This window comes from Janthinobacterium sp. GW821-FHT03C08, from assembly GCF_059420905.1.
Map to the genome: position 1 here is coordinate 1 of NZ_JBWKUP010000021.1, position 18586 is coordinate 18586.

The 18586-nt window shown below is 66.0% G+C and carries 15 protein-coding genes and 1 other RNA gene; 3 read left to right on the plus strand and 13 right to left on the minus strand.

The window, feature by feature from the left end; all coding sequences use genetic code 11:
* Positions 1-1149: DNA polymerase III subunit gamma/tau (gene dnaX, locus AC07VL_RS24440; RefSeq protein WP_494808135.1), on the minus strand; the 1149-nt coding region annotated here is incomplete at its 3' end.
* Between the two features lie 173 nt (positions 1150-1322).
* On the opposite strand from dnaX, the gene AC07VL_RS24445 reads away from it, so the two are divergent.
* Complete coding sequence (locus tag AC07VL_RS24445; protein WP_494808136.1) at positions 1323-1976, plus strand: hypothetical protein; 654 nt, start codon at positions 1323-1325, stop codon at positions 1974-1976.
* Positions 1977-2035: 59 nt separating this feature from the next.
* Here the strand turns inward: AC07VL_RS24445 and ffs are convergent.
* Together ffs and ubiD are read right to left on the minus strand one after the other, a co-directional pair.
* Positions 2036-2134: signal recognition particle sRNA small type (gene ffs / locus AC07VL_RS24450), an RNA gene on the minus strand.
* 123 nt (positions 2135-2257) lie between these two features.
* Entirely contained in the window at positions 2258-3742 is a 1485-nt protein-coding gene (gene ubiD / locus AC07VL_RS24455; protein ID WP_494808137.1) for a 4-hydroxy-3-polyprenylbenzoate decarboxylase, read from the minus strand.
* A 477-nt stretch (positions 3743-4219) separates the two neighbouring features.
* Here ubiD and AC07VL_RS24460 point away from each other — a divergent pair, with 477 nt between their 5' ends.
* A complete protein-coding gene (locus tag AC07VL_RS24460; protein WP_494808138.1) occupies positions 4220-5137 on the plus strand; it encodes a transglycosylase SLT domain-containing protein in 918 nt (305 codons plus the stop codon).
* Positions 5138-5405: 268 nt separating this feature from the next.
* Here the strand turns inward: AC07VL_RS24460 and nusB are convergent, their stop codons facing one another.
* The 3 genes from nusB to ribBA all read right to left on the minus strand — a co-directional run bounded on the left by nusB (position 5406) and on the right by ribBA (position 7858).
* Positions 5406-5876 carry a transcription antitermination factor NusB gene (nusB, locus tag AC07VL_RS24465; protein ID WP_215405451.1) on the minus strand — a complete coding sequence of 157 codons (471 nt, stop codon included), beginning with the start codon at positions 5874-5876 and terminating at the stop codon, positions 5406-5408.
* Positions 5877-6078: 202 nt separating this feature from the next.
* Positions 6079-6561 carry a 6,7-dimethyl-8-ribityllumazine synthase gene (gene ribH, locus AC07VL_RS24470; RefSeq protein ID WP_070219579.1) on the minus strand — a complete coding sequence of 161 codons (483 nt, stop codon included), beginning with the start codon at positions 6559-6561 and terminating at the stop codon, positions 6079-6081.
* A 178-nt stretch (positions 6562-6739) separates the two neighbouring features.
* Complete coding sequence (gene ribBA, locus AC07VL_RS24475) at positions 6740-7858, minus strand: bifunctional 3,4-dihydroxy-2-butanone-4-phosphate synthase/GTP cyclohydrolase II (RefSeq protein WP_086146059.1); 1119 nt, start codon at positions 7856-7858, stop codon at positions 6740-6742.
* A 379-nt stretch (positions 7859-8237) separates the two neighbouring features.
* Here ribBA and AC07VL_RS24480 point away from each other — a divergent pair, with 379 nt between their 5' ends.
* Positions 8238-8663 carry an OsmC family protein gene (locus AC07VL_RS24480; RefSeq protein WP_494808139.1) on the plus strand — a complete coding sequence of 142 codons (426 nt, stop codon included), beginning with the start codon at positions 8238-8240 and terminating at the stop codon, positions 8661-8663.
* Between the two features lie 189 nt (positions 8664-8852).
* Here AC07VL_RS24480 and AC07VL_RS24485 read toward each other — a convergent pair whose 3' ends face one another.
* From AC07VL_RS24485 to AC07VL_RS24515, 7 genes are all read right to left on the minus strand, one after another.
* Entirely contained in the window at positions 8853-10247 is a 1395-nt protein-coding gene (locus AC07VL_RS24485) for a hypothetical protein (protein ID WP_494808140.1), read from the minus strand.
* A gap of 158 nt (positions 10248-10405) precedes the next feature.
* Complete coding sequence (locus tag AC07VL_RS24490) at positions 10406-11044, minus strand: riboflavin synthase (protein ID WP_494808141.1); 639 nt, start codon at positions 11042-11044, stop codon at positions 10406-10408.
* Between the two features lie 180 nt (positions 11045-11224).
* Positions 11225-12298, minus strand: coding sequence for a bifunctional diaminohydroxyphosphoribosylaminopyrimidine deaminase/5-amino-6-(5-phosphoribosylamino)uracil reductase RibD (ribD, locus tag AC07VL_RS24495; RefSeq protein WP_494808214.1), 1074 nt, complete (start codon positions 12296-12298; stop codon positions 11225-11227).
* Positions 12299-12637: 339 nt separating this feature from the next.
* Complete coding sequence (locus AC07VL_RS24500; RefSeq protein ID WP_494808142.1) at positions 12638-13255, minus strand: GspH/FimT family pseudopilin; 618 nt, start codon at positions 13253-13255, stop codon at positions 12638-12640.
* Between the two features lie 35 nt (positions 13256-13290).
* Positions 13291-13731 (minus strand): type IV pilin protein, encoded by a 441-nt coding sequence (locus tag AC07VL_RS24505; RefSeq protein ID WP_494808143.1) that lies wholly within the window; start codon positions 13729-13731, stop codon positions 13291-13293.
* A 341-nt stretch (positions 13732-14072) separates the two neighbouring features.
* Positions 14073-17936 carry a pilus assembly protein gene (locus AC07VL_RS24510; RefSeq protein WP_494808144.1) on the minus strand — a complete coding sequence of 1288 codons (3864 nt, stop codon included), beginning with the start codon at positions 17934-17936 and terminating at the stop codon, positions 14073-14075.
* Complete coding sequence (locus AC07VL_RS24515) at positions 17933-18583, minus strand: pilus assembly PilX family protein (RefSeq protein WP_494808145.1); 651 nt, start codon at positions 18581-18583, stop codon at positions 17933-17935. Before AC07VL_RS24515 ends, AC07VL_RS24510 begins: the two co-directional genes overlap by 4 nt.
* Positions 18584-18586: the final 3 nt, after the last annotated feature.

Below are 18586 nucleotides of genomic sequence, written 5' to 3' on the forward strand. Positions count from 1 at the left end.
GCCCGGAGCCGACGCGGGCGCCGCAGCCGGCACGCCTTCGGCGCCGCCTATGCCGGGCCGAAAGGCCAGCATGCGCAGCAGGGTCATGGTAAAGCCCGCGTATTCGTCGGGCGCCAGGCCCAGTTCATTGCGGCCATGCACGGCGATCTGGTAAAACAGCTGCACTTCTTCCGCGTCGAAGGCGGCGGCCAGGCGCACGATGTCCGCGTATTCGGGCAAATCCTGCGGCAAGGCAGCGGGCACGGTTTGCGCCAGCGCAATGCGGTGCAGCAAGGTGCCCAGGTCTTGCAGGGCGCCGTTGTACGACAGGCTGCGCGAGGCCATCTCGTCGGCCACGGCCAGGAGATCGGCGCCATCCTGCTGCGTCAGCGCGTCGAGCAGGCGCACCAGATACGATTGGTCGAGCGCGCCCAGCATGCCTTGCACGGCGTCGAGCGTGACTTCGCCGGCCGCATACGCGATGGCCTGGTCCGTCAGCGACAGCGCGTCGCGCATGGAACCGTGGGCGCCCTGGGCCAGCAGGCGCAAGGCCGGCTGTTCGAAGGCAATGCCTTCCTGTCCCAGGATATTGTCCAGGTGGCTGATGATGTGGCCGGGCGGCATCTGCTTGAGGTTGAACTGCAGGCAGCGCGACAGCACGGTGACGGGTATCTTTTGCGGGTCCGTCGTGGCCAGGATGAACTTCACGTGCTCGGGCGGCTCTTCCAGGGTTTTGAGCATGGAATTGAACGCGTGGTTCGTCAGCATGTGCACCTCGTCGATCATGTAGACCTTGAAGCGCGCATTGCTGGGCGCGTAGACCGCCTGCTCCAGCAGCTGCGCCATTTCATCGACGCCCCGGTTCGACGCCGCATCCATCTCGATATAGTCGACGAAGCGTCCCGCATCGATCGCCGTGCACGCTTCGCACACGCCGCAAGGCTGGGCCGTGATGCCGCCCGTGCCATCGGGGCCAATGCAGTTGAGCGACTTGGCCAGGATGCGCGACAGGGTCGTCTTGCCGACGCCGCGCGTGCCCGTGAACAGGTAGGCGTGATGCAATCGGCCACTGTGCAGCGCATGCGTGAGCGCGCGCACGACGTGCTCCTGGCCGACGAGCGTCTCGAAATTCTTGGGGCGGTATTTACGGGCGAGGACTTGATAGGACATGCTGAGATTTTACCGTAGATAGCGGGTGCGAAGGGCCTATCCTGCGCCAGCCCGGAAAAGCGGCGTCAGGTGCAGCACAGAGGCAATAAAAGAACAATTGTAACAAGCTGCGCCGGGATTGGCGAAATCCGCACGGCCAGCATAGAATTTGCTTTTCCTTTAACTTGATAAAAATGAAAAATTTCATCCTGCTTCCCCTGCTCCTGTTGCCTCTGTGCGCCCATGCCGGCGAGCGCGAATGGGTACCGTACAAGAAACTGATCGAAGACTTGCGCATCGACAAATTCTACGCCCTGCCTGCCGCCGAGCGCGACAAGCTGCGCCTGTTTATCACCATCAAGCCGGACAACAAGAGCTACAAGCCATCCGACGTAATCCTGACGGCCGTCAAAGGCAACGAGCGCCTGCCCCTGCCAGCCCTGTCGCCGGACTACCGCATGGCCCTGGTGCCGAATCCCGCCTGGCTCAGCGACGACACGCAGATCATGACGAGCCTGCCCAAGGGAGAAAAATCCAAGGTCAGCCTGACGGCCACCACGGCCCTGCCCGATGGCCTGCAATGGAACTATGCGGCCGTCATGGGCAGCGTGGCGCAGATGAACCTAGCCATCAAGAAGATGGCGGGCGCGCTGAGCATGTTCGCGCCCACGGTCAAATCGGTGGTATTCAAGTTCGGCAAGCCGGCACAGTTAACGGTAGGCAACAAAGTATGGACGACGGATGCGCAGCACCAGATCGCGCTGAAACCAGACGCCACCCTGCTGAAGGACAATCCGGCCATGCTCGCCAGCGAGCGGCCCGTCGAGGCGGAACTGAGCGACGAGTAATGGCCGCAGGGCGGAAACAAAAAAAGCTGCCCGTGGCAGCTTTTATATTGTTTCCCGAAGGAGGCGAGCCTGATCTGCGGCACTCATGGTTAATAGCCGTGGCTGCTTCGTTCCCGACCTGACCAGGTTAGCCATGCCACGATGCGCAGGGGCCCGCCGGGGACAATTATAACCGGTCTGCGCAAGATTGGGGAAGTTGCGCAAAAACCAGAGTATCCCAACGGCGAAATCCGGGGTCGCATCCTCAGGGTGCGACCCCGGCATCGGCTCTTGGGCTGGCCCTACAAGCCCAGCTCTTGCCAGATGCCATCCACCCTGGCCTTCACTTCCGGCGTCATGGCGATCACCGTGCCCCACTCGCGCGTCGTTTCGCCCGGCCATTTATTCGTCGCGTCGATGCCCATCTTGCTGCCCAGGCCGCTGACCGGCGAGGCGAAGTCCAGGTAGTCGATCGGCGTGTTGTCGACCAGGGTCGTGTCGCGGATGGGGTCGACGCGCGTGGTGATGGCCCAGATGACCTCCTTCCAGTCGCGGATATTCACGTCCTCGTCGACGACGACGATGAACTTGGTATACATGAACTGGCGCAGGAAACTCCACACGCCGAACATCACCCGCTTGGCGTGGCCCGCATACTGCTTCTTAATCTGCACCACGGCCATGCGGTAGCTGCAGCCTTCGGGCGGCAGATAAAAGTCCGTGATTTCGCTGAACTGCTTTTGCAGCAGGGGCACGAACACTTCGTTCAGGGCCAGGCCCAGCACGGCCGGCTCGTCGGGCGGCTTGCCCGTGTACGTGGAGTGGTAGATGGGGTCGCGGCGCATGGTGATGCGGTCGATGGTAAACACGGGGAAACTGTCCTGCTCATTATAGTAGCCCGTGTGGTCGCCATACGGCCCTTCCAGCGCGTGCTCGTAGCCGCTCGGATGGTTTTCGTCCGGGTAGATATGGCCTTCGAGCACGATTTCAGCGGACGCGGGCACGCGCAGCTCGCTGCCGATGGCTTTCACCAGCTCCGTGCGGCTGCCGCGCAGCAAGCCGGCGAACTGGTATTCGGACAGGCTGTCCGGCACCGGCGTGACGGCGCCTAATATAGTAGCGGGATCGGCACCGAGCGCGACGGCGATCGGATACGGCTTGCCCTTGCTCTGGATGGCGTGTTCGCGGAAGTCCAGCGCCCCGCCCCGGTGCGCCAGCCAGCGCATGATGACCTTGTTACGTCCCAGCACTTGCTGGCGGTAGATGCCCAGGTTTTGCCGCTTCTTGTTCGGGCCCTTGGTGATCACCAGGCCCCACGTGATCAAGGGGGCAACGTCGCCGGGCCAGCAATGCTGGATGGGCAGGCGCGCCAGGTCGACGTCATTGCCTTCCCAGACGATTTCCTGGCACTTGGCGCCGCGCAGCTCCTTCGGCGACATGTCCCACACGGATTTCACCAGCGAGCCCAGGCCCAGCAAGTCCTTGAAATCCTTCGGCGGTTCCGGCTCCTTCAGGCGCGCCAGCACATGGCCGATCTTGCGCAGTTCGCCGACATCTTCCGCCCCCATGCCCAGCGCCACGCGGCGCGTCGTCCCGAACAGATTGCCCAGCACGGGCATCGTGTGCCCCGTCGGATTGTTGAACAGCAAGGCCGGTCCGCCCGCGCGCAGGGTGCGGTCGCACACCTCCGTCATCTCCAAATACGGCGAAATGGGCGTCGAAATGGGCTTAAGTTCACCCATTTGTTGCAGTTGAGAAATAAAATCTCGCAAATCTGAATATTTCATGTGTTTTTAATTTTTTTTGACGTCGGACGCCGTTGCTGAAGGATCTATGCCAAGTAATTGATTTTATTGGCTTTTGGCACAATGCAAGTCAAAAAGTAAGACATAAAAGTAATAAAGGATCGATTCGTTAGTATTGACTTGATATAAAACGGCTTCTACAATTCGCCCAACTTGAAAGAGGACGCCGGCCCAGGGCTTGATTTTAGCGTCTCTCTCTCATTCACGGAGTCGGGGCTCCACATGACATTTTAAGGAGTGTTTTCAAAAGGCGTCTGCCTTACCCCCGGTAAAAGTTGTATTGCGACTGATCCAATACCAATGCGGACCGATCAGCTCAAGCAAGCAATGACGGCGTTTCTCGCACGCATCCATACGCGGCGGAAACGATGATATTTCTGATGCACGGCATTGGCAGTACCCACGACACCGCGACACCGCGGAGGGACTGCCTGTTGACGCGACATTTCGGGGAACTCTATGACTCATCGTAGCACCGAAGCAGCATTACCTGCTTCAACCGTGGCTGGCCAGCCAGCACTGGCGCGTTTGCGCGCCCGCGCACAAGCCATTTCGGCACGTGGTGTCTTGACCACCGCACAACACACGCTGACAGTCTTCGGCATTTCCGCCCTGGTACTGATCGCCCTGCTGATGTTCCGCCCTGACCTGGGCAAGCAACTGACGCACAGCCTGTTCCCGCTGCCCATGGCAGAAGCGCAGGCCGTCGAAGCGCCGGCCCTGTCGGCACTGATGGAAGCGCCTGCTTCCGTGCAGACGGCCGCCGTCAAGGACGTGCCGCTGACGAAGGAAGAAAAAGCCCTGCTGGGCACGCAAAAGCAGCAGCAATGGGTGACGGACTGGCTCTCCAAGCGCTACCGCGTGGCCAACGACGCGACCAATATGCTCGTCTCGACGGCTTACCTGACGGCCCGTGAAATCAAGCTCGACCCCCTGCTGATCCTGGCCGTGATGGCCATCGAATCGGGCCTGAACCCGTTCGCGGAAAGCCCCGTCGGCGCGCAGGGCTTGATGCAGGTCATGTCGAAAGTGCACCATGAGCGCTTCCAGGAAATGGGCGGCGTGCAAGCGGCCCTGAACCCGGTCGCCAACATCCGCGTCGGCTCCCTGATCCTGAAGGACTACGTCACGCGTGGGGGTTCCGTCGAAGCGGGCTTGAAAACCTACGTGGGCGCCGCCAACTTCGCCACCGACTCGGGCTACGGCTCGCGCGTGCTGGCCGAATACCGCCGCCTGAAGCAAGTGTCCGCCGGCCAGCGCGTGCCGACCAGCACCCCGGTGATGGCATCGAACACGCCGGCGCCAGCCAAGGCCCCTGCCGCGGAAAGCGGCATCACCATCAAAGTATTGCCTCACAACGAGATCGCCGGCCTGTGACCCTTTAAAAGCCCTCACAGGGGCATCCGGAAAAAAGCCACCGGCACTTTGCGTGCGGTGGCTTTTTTTTGTCCGGCAGCCTGGTTGCGCTGCATGGGCGCATGCTGCCAGCCGGCGGCGCAGCCCGCCTTGGCCCATTACGGCCCAAAGCGGTGCCACGGCGGCAAGTCCGCCCGCCGCACAAACAAAAAGGGCAGGCTTTTCAGCCTGCCCTTTCCGCATCCCTGCGGCGCGGCGCCGGACGTGTACCTATACGTGTACCTATATATTACTTGCGCTTGCTGGCGTTGACTTCTTCCTCGCGGAATTTCACTGCCAGCTTGTCCAGCACGCCATTCACGTACTTGTGGCCATCGATGCCGCCGAACGACTTGGCCAGCTCGACCGCTTCGTTGATGACGACGCGGTACGGGATTTCCATGTTGTTCTTCAGCTCGAACGCGCCGATCAGCAGGATGCCGTGTTCGATGGGCGACAGTTCCGCGATATTGCGGTCGATCAAGGGAGCCATGCTGTCGCGCAGCGCCAGCGAGTCCTTGATGGCGCCGTACAGCAGCACCGTGAAATGATCGCCATCGGCCTTGTCGAAGCCATGCGCGGCGCGAATATTGTTCACGACGGTGGTCGCGTCTTCATTGTTCAGCAGCCACTGGTACAAGCCCTGCAGCGCAAACTCGCGCGCGCGGTGACGCGGCGTGCGGTTCTTGCTGGGATTGGCGAGCAAATTTTTCTCAGTCATGATTGTTACCTGTTCTTAAGTACGTGTTCACTACAAATTCCGGCGAGACAGCACGGCGCGCTTTTCAACGCGCCGCAGCCAACCGCGTGTCAGAACGTTCGAGAAAATGCTCAGAGCAAGGCGCGAGCCCGAAGACAGTACGAATGTACGGCGAGGGCTTGCAACGCAGCTATGGGCGTTTTATCGGACGTTCACTACACGGCTAGTCCTCCTCGGATTCTTGCAACTCTTCTAGCGCTTGCGCTAAATTAGCCATTTCCACTGCCACGCGTGCCGCTTCGGCTCCCTTGACGAGCATGCGCACTTCCGCCTGCTCGTCGTTTTCCGTCGTCAACACGGCGTTGGCGATGGGGATGCCGTAATCGAGACCGACGCGCGTGATGCCCGCGCCCGATTCGTTCGATACCAGCTCGAAGTGGTAGGTTTCACCGCGAATCACGGCGCCCAGTGCGATCAGGGCGTCGAATTGCTCGGTTTCTGCCATTTTTTGCAGAATCAGCGGGATTTCCAGGGCGCCCGGCACGGTCACGTGCAGGATATCTTCATCGGCCACGCCCAGCTTGCTCAACTCTTCCAGGCATGCCGACAGCAAGCCACCACCGACGATTTCATTGAATCGTGCCTGGACGATACCGACGCGCAAACCTTCGCCGGCAAAATTGGTTTCATACGTTCCTACGGTCATCATATGCCTCTTTAATCTGGTGGTTCAGGGCGGCATGCACATGCCGCCATCGTTTACTCTTACATCGACGCCTGACAAAATCGTAGCGAGCGGCAGCGAGTTGTGGTCGAGAAGCGCAACTGTACGAATAGTACAGTGAGCATCGCAGGCCGCAAATCGCGACGCGCAGTAGATTTGGTTAGGCGTCCTGGCCAGGATGGCACTGAAAACCCGTGACTTCCAGGTCGAAACCGACCATCGACGGCATCTTGCGGGGGCTGGCCAGCAATTGCATCTTGCTCACGCCCAGGTCGCGCAGGATTTGCGCGCCGATGCCGTAGCTGCGCAGGTCCATGCTGGCGGCGCGGCCCTTCGGCTTGGCTTGCGGCGTGTCCAGCGCGGCGAACTGGGCAAACAGCTCGCTCGACGTCTCGCCGCAGTTCAGCAAGACCATCACGCCCCGCTCGGCCTGCTTGATGGCGGCCATCGAGGCGGCCACCGTCCACGAGTGGGTGGTCGCTTCGCTTTCCAGCACGTCCAGCAGGGAAACGGGTTGGTGCACGCGCACCAGCGCTTCCAGGCCGGGGGCCAGGTCGCCATGCACGAGGGCCAGGTGGGCCGACGCGCTGGGCTTGTCGCGGAAGGCGATCAAACGGAATTCGCCGTGCGCCGTGTGCAGGGTACGCTCGGCAACGCGCTCGACCAGGGACTCCGTCTGGCTGCGGTAATGGATCAGGTCGGCAATCGTGCCAATTTTCAGGCCATGCTGCTCGGCAAACACCAGCAAGTCCGGCAGGCGCGCCATGGTGCCGTCGTCCTTCATGATTTCGCAAATCACGGACGCGGGCGTCAGGCCGGCCATGGCCGTCAGATCGCAGCCGGCTTCCGTATGGCCTGCGCGCATCAGCACGCCGCCCTTTTGCGCTTTCAGGGGGAAGATATGGCCGGGCTGGACGATATCGCTGGGCTGCGTGCCCTTGGCCACGGCCACCTGGATGGTCTTGGCGCGGTCGGCGGCGGAAATGCCCGTCGTCACGCCTTCGGCCGCCTCGATGGACACGGTGAAATTGGTGCCATAGGCCGTGCCGTTGCGCGACGTCATCATCGACAGGTTCAGCTCGTCGCAACGCTCTTCCGTCAGGGTCAGGCAGACCAGGCCACGCGCATGCGTGATCATGAAATTGATGGCTTCCGGCGTCACGAAATCGGCGGCAAGCACCAGATCGCCTTCATTTTCCCGGTCTTCTTCATCGACCAGTATCACCATGCGGCCGGCGCGCAATTCAGCGACGATCTCTTCGGTGCTGGATATAGACATTATTCATCCTCGTATGACGCCTGGCCCAACCTGCTGCGCGTCGGTATTGCCAGGCGTTGTTAATGAAACTAAAAACTGAAACTGAAACATCAAGCGCGAATATTCCGCGAATTTCCGGGAATTTTCTTATAACCTGCTATTTTAAAGGATTTAGCGCTTGCAGACCTGAAATAAGACAGCGCCGCCACAACAGACACCGCCGCCGGGCCACAAAACGCCGATTCCTCGTTCCAGCGCAAACGGCGCGGCAAAACGCGCGCCGCCCGCCTGGCGAAGAGCATAAGATGAGCGGGTCAGCACACTTGGTCATTCTCCGCGCCCCGCGGTTCCCGCCGCAGCGGGCGCTTGTTTCGCATTATTCCCACACAGGAGCGGCAGCATGAAAACCAACGGATCGGCCATCTGGTCAGGCGGCATCAAGGATGGCAAGGGCGCCATCAGCACGCGCAGCGGCGCCTTGCAGGCATATCCCTACGGCTTTGCCAGCCGCTTCGAAGGCAAGCCGGGCACCAATCCCGAGGAATTGATCGGCGCCGCCCACGCGGGCTGCTTCACCATGGCCCTGTCGCTGATCCTTGGCGAAGCGGGCCTGACGGCGGAAAAGATGGAAACAACGGCCGACGTGACCCTCGACAAGGTCGATGACGGCTTTGCCATCACTGCCGTCCACCTGATCCTGAAGGCGAAGATACCCGGCGCCGACCAGGCGAAGTTCGAGGAACTCACGGGCAAGGCCAAAGCCGGCTGCCCCGTGTCGAAATTACTGAAAGCAAATATCACGCTGGACGCCACCCTGCTGCCGTGACGCCCCCCGCCACCGGCCTGTCCCGGCGGGCATGCAGCCTGTGGCAGGGCCGGCCCTGGCGGGCGGAAGGCAGGCCTGGCGCCGCCGCTAGCCTGGAAAACGGGCCTGGCACAGGGACACCAAGGCACGCCGGGACAGTGAGCGTGGCAGGCAGCCAGTGGCGGCGCGCGGCAACTCGTGTCCCGCGTTCTAGATCTTCGGCACGGGCTTGACGGGCTCCACCGGCGCGACGGGCGCCACCAGGGGCGCTTGCGAGGCGCTGGCCGGCAAGGGGCGGTTCATCAGGCCGGGATTCAGGGCTGCGTTGTTCAGGTTATAGGCGGCGATGGCGGCCGCCACGGACGGGTCTTGCGACGACGGCGGCGGCACGGCCTGGCCCGCGTTTTGCGCGGCCAGCGCTTGCGCCTGCGCATTTTGCTGCGCCAGCTGGGCTTGCGCAGTGTCCGCCACGCCCGCATCGGCCTGCACCTGCGCTGCGCGCGCCAGCGATTGCGCCCGGTCGGCCGCCGCCTGGGCCGCCAGTTGCGCGTCGCTGGCCGCCAGTTGCGCCCGTGCCGCATCATCTGCCGCCGCCTGCGCCTGCTGCTGCAAGCCCATCTGCTGCACTTGTCCTTGCCGCAACTCTTCCACCCGCGCCGCTTCCTGCTGCCGGGCCTGCAGGTCCGCATCGAGGCCGGCACTGCCCTGGCGCAGGGCGTCCGCGCGCTGGCTGTCGGCCTGCTGCGCCTGCAGCGACTCCGGCGCATCGGCCGCCTGCCGTGCCGGCGCCTGGGGCCGCAGCCCCTGCAAGTCCAGGTTCAGCTCTTCCGCTTCCAGTTGCTGCTGCAGTTCGAGTTGCCTCTGTGCAATAGCCGCCGTTTGCGGCGCTTCCCCTCGCGCCACGGCCGCCACCTGCACTGCCAGCGCGGCAGCCGCAGGGACCGCCTCGCCGGCCAGGTCCGCCTCGACAACGGCCGCCACCGGCACGCCCTGCTGCCGGGCCAGCACGGCCCCCACCTGCGCCAGCACGTCCGTTCCCTGCTGCAAGGCATCCAGGGTGGCAACGCTGTCGGCCGCATAAGCCGCCTGCAAGGTAGCGGCATCCACGTCCTCGTTGCGCAAGTCGATGCCGATGCGGGCCAGTCCCGCCTGCGTCAGCAGGCTGCCGTCCTGCGCCAGCGCGGCGGCCGCATTGGTAGTGCCGTCGCCCGACAGCAGGTCGTAGCGCTGCGCCAGGCTGCCCGGCGTGTCGCCCGCCGTCGCCAGCTGGCTGGCGTCGATGCCGCTCGTTTGCAGCTGGGCGAACGATTCCGTCAGCTGCCGCGCCAGCGCCAGCAAGTCGTCATGGACATTCACGGGGGCAGCGGCCGCGCCAGCCTGCTCCGTGGCGCCCTGCAAGGCCAGCAGTTGCCGGCGCGACAGGGCCACGCCGGACAAAAACTGGCCCAGCGGGGAGAGGTCGACCTGGGTCGACGACAGCAGGGGAATGGCAGCCGCGGCGCCGGCAGCGGGTACGGGCGCGGCTGGCGACAGCGGCGCTGTTTCGCCCACGCGGGGCGTGGCCGGTATGACATTGGGCAAGGTGGCGCGCGAAATCGGCTCCATGGTTTTCCTCCACTGCGGAAAACTTCATAGTATGCGCGTCCGGGGGAAAAGCAACACACGCCTGGAATCTGGCGACTCTATACAATCGGGAAGGGATGCGCCGGAGCGCCCGCCGCATGCGCATGCGGGGCGGTCCGGCGGGGTGCGGCAAGCGCGTCTTAGGCGGCAGCCTTGCTGTCGAGCGACAGCATGCGCTCGACATAGCGGGCGATCAGGTCGATCTCCAGGTTGACCTTGCCACCAACCGTCAGGTGCTTCAGGGTCGTCATGGCGATCGTGTGCGGGATCAGGTTGATCGAGAAGCGGCAGCCATCGATGGCGCCCGCGCCCAGGTCTTCCACGCGGTTGACGGTCAGCGACACGCCGTTGACGACGACGGAACCCTTGAAGGCCAGGTATTTCGCCAGCGCGTGCGGCGCTTCGATGACCAGTTCCCACGATTCGCCCACGGCTTCGAACTTGCGCACGATGCCCAGGCCGTCGACGTGGCCGGACACGAGGTGGCCGCCCAGGCGCTCGGCCAGGGTCAGGGCCTTTTCCAGGTTCACTTCCGTGGGCGTATCGAGGCCCACGGTGCAATTGAGGCTTTCGCGCGAGACATCGACGGCAAAACCCGTGTCCGACTTGTCCACCACCGTCATGCAGGCGCCATTGATGGCGATCGAATCGCCCAGGGCCACGTCGGCCAGCGGCAAGCCGCCTGCATGGATGGTCAGGCGCACGCCTGCGTCGAGGCCGCCGTCAAGCGGCTGCACGGTTTCAATTTTGCCAATGGCGGCAACAATTCCTGTAAACATCGAACTAACCCTATAAAAAGTGTGAAAGTATTAAAAACGCCTGTCAAAACCTGCTGTGCGTCGTCATTTGCGGCCTACGATGCTCACTGCCTCGGCGGCCCCGTACTTCGTACAGCTGCGCTCCTCGGGCCAACGGGGGCGCCGAGCCTTCTTCCGCTCGCTACGGTTTTGTTAGGCGTTTTAATTGCGCTGGGCGAATCTTGCAAGGATACGCAAATCTTCGCCCACTTGCTGAACCTGGTGAAATTGCAAAGTGCGCTGCTGCTTGAGATCCGTCAATGCCGGCAAGGCAAACATGCCTTGCGCGTCGCCCAGCAAGGTGGGCGCCAGGTACACGAGCAATTCATCGACGCAGCCTTCGCGGATCAGCGAGCCGTTCAGCTTGGAGCCGGCCTCGACGTGGACTTCATTGATTTGCCGGCGTCCCAGTTCCAGCATCAGCGCGGCCAGGTCCACCTTGCCGGCCGCGTTCGGCAACAGGATGACTTCCGCGCCCAGCGCCTGCAGCTGCGCCTCTTTCTCCGGGTTGGCGACGGCCGCCACGATCCACGTGCCGCCCCCTTGCAGGATGCGCGCATCGAGGCTGATGTCGAGGCGGCTGTCGATGACGATGCGGCGCGGCTGGCGCGGCGTCTCGACGGCGCGCACGTTCAGTTGCGGATCGTCCGCCTTGACCGTGCCGATGCCTGTCAGGATGGCGCAGGCGCGCGCGCGCCAGGCGTGGCCGTCGGCGCGCGCCTGCGGCCCCGTGATCCACTGGCTCTGGCCATTGTGCAGGGCCGTCATGCCGTCCAGGCTGGCCGCCGTTTTCATGCGCACCCACGGCTTGCCGCGCTGCATGCGCGAAAAGAAGCCGATATTCATTTCATACGCCTCGTCCGCCAGCACGCCCGTCGTGACGGCGATGCCGGCCGCTTCCAGCTTGGCCAGCCCCTGCCCCGCCACCAGCGGGTTCGGGTCCGTCATGGCGGCCACGACGCGCCCCAGCCCCGCGCGCACGAGCGCGTCCGAGCACGGCGGCGTGCGGCCATGGTGATTGCACGGCTCCAGGGTGACGTAGGCCGTGGCGCCGCGCACGTCGTTGCCGCGCGCGGCCGCATTCGCCAGCGCCTGCACTTCGGCATGATCCTGCCCCGCCGCCTGCGTCACGCCGGCGCCGATCACCTGGCCATCCCTGACGATCACGCAGCCGATGCGGGGATTGGGCGAGGTCGTGTACAAGCCCCGCGCCGCCCATTCCAGCGCCAGGCGCATGCCATCGATATCATTGAGTATTTCCACAGGCTTAATCGCTTGAAGGTGAGTCATTAAAAAGGGTGGGTGCAGCGCCACGGACTGCACGGCGCGCTTTGTCAACCTGTCCCGCATCTCTGCCGGCGCCGCCGCAACCGGCGCGCGGACGCCGCCGGCCACCGCCTCGACGCGCCATGGCCTTGCACGGTGTGGCCAGGATGCCCGTCAAAAAAGCCCGGCTACCCGCGCCGGAACGGCATGGCAGCGGCAGCGGCCATCACCATCGGCCATCGGCCATCGGCGCGAGCTTGATGCACATCAACACGCACGGAGCGACACGCAGGGTTCACCGCGCCCATCCTAGCCGTCGGCCACGCCGCTGCAATTGGCCGCCTGCTGCTGCGGGTCACACACGCGCACCCTGCCCAGCATGTTGATTTTAATATGGCGCACCTGTTTTCCCAAAGCGAGGGACAAGGTGCCCCAGCGCGCCGCCAGGCTGTTGGTAGCGCTGCAACTGCGTCCTGCGCCATTGTAGGCGATATACAACGGTGCCGTGGCGGACGAAAACGCGAACTGGACCGTGATGCCGGCCGGCAGCGGTCCCTGGCGGAACAGCAGCTCGTCGTCGCCATCGTAGGCCAGGTTGGCATTCCGGTCGATGAAGACCAGCCAGCCCATGCGCCAGTCCATGCCGCCGGGGCCGGCCGGCACCAGCAGCACGCGCCGCCCCCGCGCCATCGCCTGCGCCCGCGTCAATTCGATGGCGGAAAACAGGTCCGTGGCCACCGCGCGCACCTGCTGGCGCGCCAGCACCTGCTGCAGGCTGGGCAAGGCAGCGGCCGCCAGCAGCGCCGCGATCGCCAGGACCGCCAGCATTTCCAGCAAGGTCAGTCCCGTGCCCCATGGCGGCCGGCGGGGCGGCGGGGCGCGGCAGGGGACGCTTGCACGCCGCCACCCGGCACCGTGTGCGCCCATGCCGGCCCTGCTGATGGGAAGCGGGCTGTGCATGGCTAGGGCCAGCAATGACTGGCCGGGCCGCTGCTGCCGCGCTGGCCCGTGCTGTCCAGCGACAGGACGCCGCACTCGGGATCGTGAAAGCGGACATCCACTTTCGGCGTGCCCGGCAAGGCGCGCAGCAGCACGCATTGCCCGATCGTCGACGCCGGACAGGCCAGCGCCTCGATTTCATAGGCGCTGGCGGCCGGACCGTCGCCGGACCACCAGGGAAACTGCTGCGCCTGCGACGGGTCCGACGCGGCGGAAAACGCCAGGTAGCGGTTGTTTTGCGAGTAATAGCGCTCCTGCTGCTGCATCAGCCGCAGCAGGCTTGCCTGGCCCTGCACCCGCTTGGCCCGCACGACATGGCCATGATAGGCGGGCACGGCCAGCGCCAGCAGCAGGCCCGCGATGGCCAGCGCGACCAGCAGTTCGATCAGGCTGAAGCCGGGCATGGCGGAAGTGCCACCGGCAGCCAGGCCGGCGGGACTGGGCAGGCGCGGCAACGCAAGCCGCTGCCGGGGTTGCCAGGGCTCCCTGCACGGCGGACTGCGCACCTGCCTGTACGCCAGCGCATGCGCCTGCCCGCGCGCCAGCCGGGACTGCCATCCGCAGCCGCACCACCATGCCATCATCCTCCGCCATGCCGTGCACATGTACCGCCCTCCCATCCGTTTGCCGCGTGGACGCCTGCTGCCCTGCTCACCCGCGGCGTCACTCGGCGCCCCACCCGCCACGCGCCGTGCCCCCTCCCACGCACCAGTGCCCCGCTGTGTCCTTATCCAGCCGCGGCGGCTCACGGCGCCTTCTTCTTCGCCGCCTCATGCAGTTCGCGCCAGTTCGCCACTTCCCGCCAGCTGAGACGCCGGGCGGGCAGCGGCGCACTGACGAGCTTGAAGCCGGGCAGCGGCCCGCCCGCCGTGCCAGGCAGGTCGGGCTGCACTACGGCCAGCGTCTTGCGCTCCCCGGCGCGGCCCGTCGGCGCGACGGCACCCACGCTGCTGCCCAATTCCAGTACCTGGGGCGGCGCCCGCGCCAGGCCATCGAGCAAGCGCCCCGTCACGGCTCCAGCCTGCACGAGGCCGCCACCGTCGGCGGCAAAGCCGCTCAGCACGTCGAGCGCATACAGGCGCGTGGCCGGCCTGGCGCAGGCATCGCGCCCCGGCAGGACGGTATTGAAGATCACCCGTCCCGCCGCCAGCACGGGGCTGGTGATGCTGCGTTCGCCCGTTTGCGCCACATCAAGGAAATCGACATACCAGCCGCGCACGGCCCCACTGCCCGTGTAGCGCACCTCGGCGCCATCGACGCGCACGCCCCCGTCCGCCGCATCCAGCCGGCGCGGCTCCAGGTCGGCCCGGCCCAGCGTGGGCGACCCTTCCTGCCCATCGTCATGCACGGCATAAAACGCCTGCGACAGGAAGGCGCCGGGCCAGGCATCGGCCGCCTCGACCAGCTTGCCCGTGCCGAACAGCAGCAGATAACCGCCGCCCCGCGCGTAAGCCACCTTGACCTGCTGCGTGACGGGCTGGCGCCGTCCCTGCCCGTCGCGCGCGACGAAAACCAGCTTGCGTCCCACGCCATCCTTCCACGGCGGACCGCCAGCCATCTCGAAGCGCCAGAGATTGCCCTGCAAGTCGCCCGCATACAGCCAGGCCAGCGCGCCATCCGTTCCCGGCACCAGCGCGGGCGGCCCCAGCGCCTGGGCAAGCGGCGCGGCATCGGTATCGACGCCATGGCCGCCATCGCCTGCGCCACCGCCGGCCACGGGCACTTTCAGGCGGAAATAATTGCTGCCCAGCAGCCAGGGTGCCCCGGGCGGCTTGTCCAGCGCCAGCAGGAAAATGGCGGCGGCCGATGCGGGTGCCGTCGTTTCCTTGCCATCGTCAGCGTAGTTGTTGTAGCCGCTGCTGACCACGGCAAAGTCGCGATAGGCCACGGCGCCATCCTTGCCGCCCATATTGATGCGGGCAAAGCCGGGCGGCGCGCGCACGTTGCCCATGAGCTTGTCGTCGCGGTCCGTAAATTCCCACAATGCCCCGTCCTGCGCAAAGCGGGCCGGGTCGGTGATGTCGAGCGCAAACACGCCCTGCGCCCCGCCGCCCATGCCGGATGCCAGCACCGTCTTCCAGCGCCCCGCGGCCAGGACTTCCGCCGTGGCGACGGCCCCGTCCAGCAACGGTCCGGGGCTGTAGTGAGTGCTTGCAGCCGCCGCCGCGGCGCGCAGCAGGGCTTGCGGCAGATAGGCAAACAGTTCGCTCCCCGTGCGCGCATCGAAGGCATGCAGCAAGCCGTCATTGGCGCCCAGGTACAGCATTTTTCGCCGCTGTTGCAGGGCCTTGCGGTGCGCGCCATAGCCGGCACCGGGCATGCCTGGCGCGGGTGCGCCGACGTAGACAAGGTTGCCATGCGGCGCCGCGCCCAGGCTGCCCGAACGGCGCCGCAGGACGCCGCCCGGCTGGCCCGCTTCGTCCGTCCGCTTGCCCAGCAGATACGCCAGCCGCCGCTCGCCCTGGCCATCGCCGCCGTCGAACGCTACCCGCTGCGCCGTCGACAGGGCTTGCCACGCCAGCGGCATCAGGGCGCCCCCGGTGCCGGGCGTGTACACGGGACGCAGGGCCGCGGGCGCCGTTGCCGCCACTTCCCCCGTTTGCCACCACATCTTGCCGCTGGCCAGGCCGCCATCGCCGCCGACGGCCAGCCCGCTGCGCGACAGGCTCATGCCGCCGTCGGCCAGGCGCAGCTGCGTGTGAAACCAGTATGCCTCTTCCGTACCGTTGGCCAGCGCTGCCAGCGCAGGACCGGGCAGCGTCAGCGCGTCCGTGCCCTGGTCCGCCGCCGCGAAGGCGGCGCGCAAGCCCGCGACGAGGGCGGGCGGATCGCTGCCGGGCAAGTAATGGGCGGGCCGGCGCCCGTCCATGCTCCATTCCGCCAGCGCGCTGCCGGTGGTGCTCCGGAAGGGATTGGCGTCGCCGTTGGCATCCTGGAAACCGCCATACTTGGCCGTCAGCAGCAAGGGCGTGACGTCCGGCGCGGCCGCCGGATCGCCCTGGCGCAAGTCGCCCGCATAGTGGTCGACCATCGGCGCACCGGCGCTCCTGCCGGGACGCAGGACCTGCACGTGCGACCAGTACGCCAGGCCGGCCGCATGGTAGCTGGCGCTGCCCGTGGCTTCGGCCAGCAGTTCCAGTCCGGCCAGGGCGGGAAGCGGTGCGGGATTGCCCTGGCCGCCGTCGCTTTCCAGCTTGCCCACGGCGCGCGTCCAGGCCATCGCGTCCAGCGGCGGCGGCGCAAACCCATCCACGGCGCGCGCACGGTCGTTGCCGCCGCCAGGCGCGGGGTGGACGGGCACGTTGCCGGGCACGTAGCGGTCGCCCGCCAGGCCCGCATCGCCGAGGCTGACGACGACCTGGCGCTGGCAGCTGGCCGCCTGCGGATCGCTCCACAGGGTGGCGACCGGCAAGCCCTCGTCCATGGCAGGCGGGGACGTCGCCGGCGGCACCACGGGACTGGCCTGCCGTCCCTGCAGGTAGCGCAGCGATTCGTACAGCAGTTCGGCCAGCGGCGCCGCTCCCGCATAGGCGCCGGGACGCCCGGCATTGCTGCGCCCCAGGCCATTGATGTAAGCGGTCACCCCGCCGCCATGCGCCGCATACACGCCATTGACGGGATTCCACTCGGCGTCGGCATTGTCTTGCGGCACAAAATCGGGTGCCATCCAGCGCTGCGCTCCCGCGTGGTGCAACGGGGCGCGCAGCACGCCGCCATACGCCTGAGCCGTGCCGGCCGGCTTGCCGTTCAGGTGGCCGAACACGCCCACGCGCACCCTGCCGCCATGGCGCTGGATGGCGCCCACCGGCTTGTAGTTCTTGCCATACGCCAGGCACAAGTCGTCGCGCAGCGGTCCCTCGTCCCCATCGCATACCCGCACGCGCGCCAGGAACACGCCGTGCGCGCCGGCGGCGCCGGGAGCGTCGCAGCTGCCGCCCGCGGGCAAGCTGCCATCGCCGAACAGCAGGCGGTTACGGCAGGAAACGATGGACAATTGCCCCAGCGCAAATGGCGTTGCGGCCGCGACGCCCTCGCGCAGCACCTTGCGCGGGAAGAACACGGGATGGGCGAAGAAATCGGGCCCGGCGCCGCCATCGGGCAGATAGGCGCGCTGCAGCACCGTCCTGCGCACTTCGTCGATGACACGGTCGCCGCCCGTCAAGGCATAGCGGACGAGGTCGAGCATGCTGGTGCTGGCCCAGTTGAGAAAGTTGCCGCTAAAACTATCCCCGCCACAGCCATGCAGCGCGTCTGCCTGCTTCAGCACGGAGAAGTAAGCGGTCGCTACGCGCAAGTCGGGCTGCAGGGCGCCGCCCTTGCCGAGATACGGATAGCTGTAGCACATGCGCGCATGAAAGTAGCCCGCGTACTCGCGCTGCGGCGCATAGTCGCCGCCATGGGCCGCCGCGGCCGCCGCATGCGTGAGCGACAGGTTGAGCAGCAGGTTCGGCGGGACGCGCGCGCCGCGCAGGCCCACGTCGGCACGCTCCAGGGCCACGGTCGGCGTGGCGGCCGGCAGCGCGCGGCCGGCCAGGCAGCCCAGGCACAACAGCGGCAACACCAGCCAGGCCCGGCCGGCGCGCCGCACGCCGGAGCGCGGCATCTTCATGGCACCGCCCCGGCCGTCTGCTTGCGGTAGTAGCTTTGCAGCACCACCTGCGTGCCGTCCTGCGCGCCGAACCCGATGGCCGTGATGCGGTACACATAGTTTTCCGTGGCGAGGCTGCCGGCCGCCGGCCCCGCCTCTTCGCCCGGCGCATGAAATGGCAGCAACTCGATGATGTAGCGGGGCCGGCGCGCGGGCAGCAAGCCCTGCCCCGTCTGCATGGCCGCGCCCGTAAACTGGCCATACGGCACCGAGCGGCTGGCGCCGCCGGCCGATTCGGCCGCATCCAGCTCCATGGCCAGCCACAGGGCCGGCGCGCCCTTGGCTGCGGGCAGGCACAAGCCCAGCTCATTTCCCTGGCCGCAAGCCTGCGCGAAGCCCGCCGCACTGCCCGGCGCGAACAGGCCGCTGCGTCCGGGCGCGCCGGGCAAGCCTTCGATATCGTTCTGCGCATCCATCAACGCCTCCTCCGCCGCCTGGAAGGCGACATGCCGGTCACGCGCGCCGCGCGCCGCCTTCTCTGCCTGCAAGGCCATCTGCGCCGCCGACACGCCCAGCAGCAGGATCACGACCAGCAGGCACAGCACGTACACGAGGGTCGCGCCACACATGCGCACGGACGCGGCCCGTCGGCGGACAGGGGCAGGCATCGC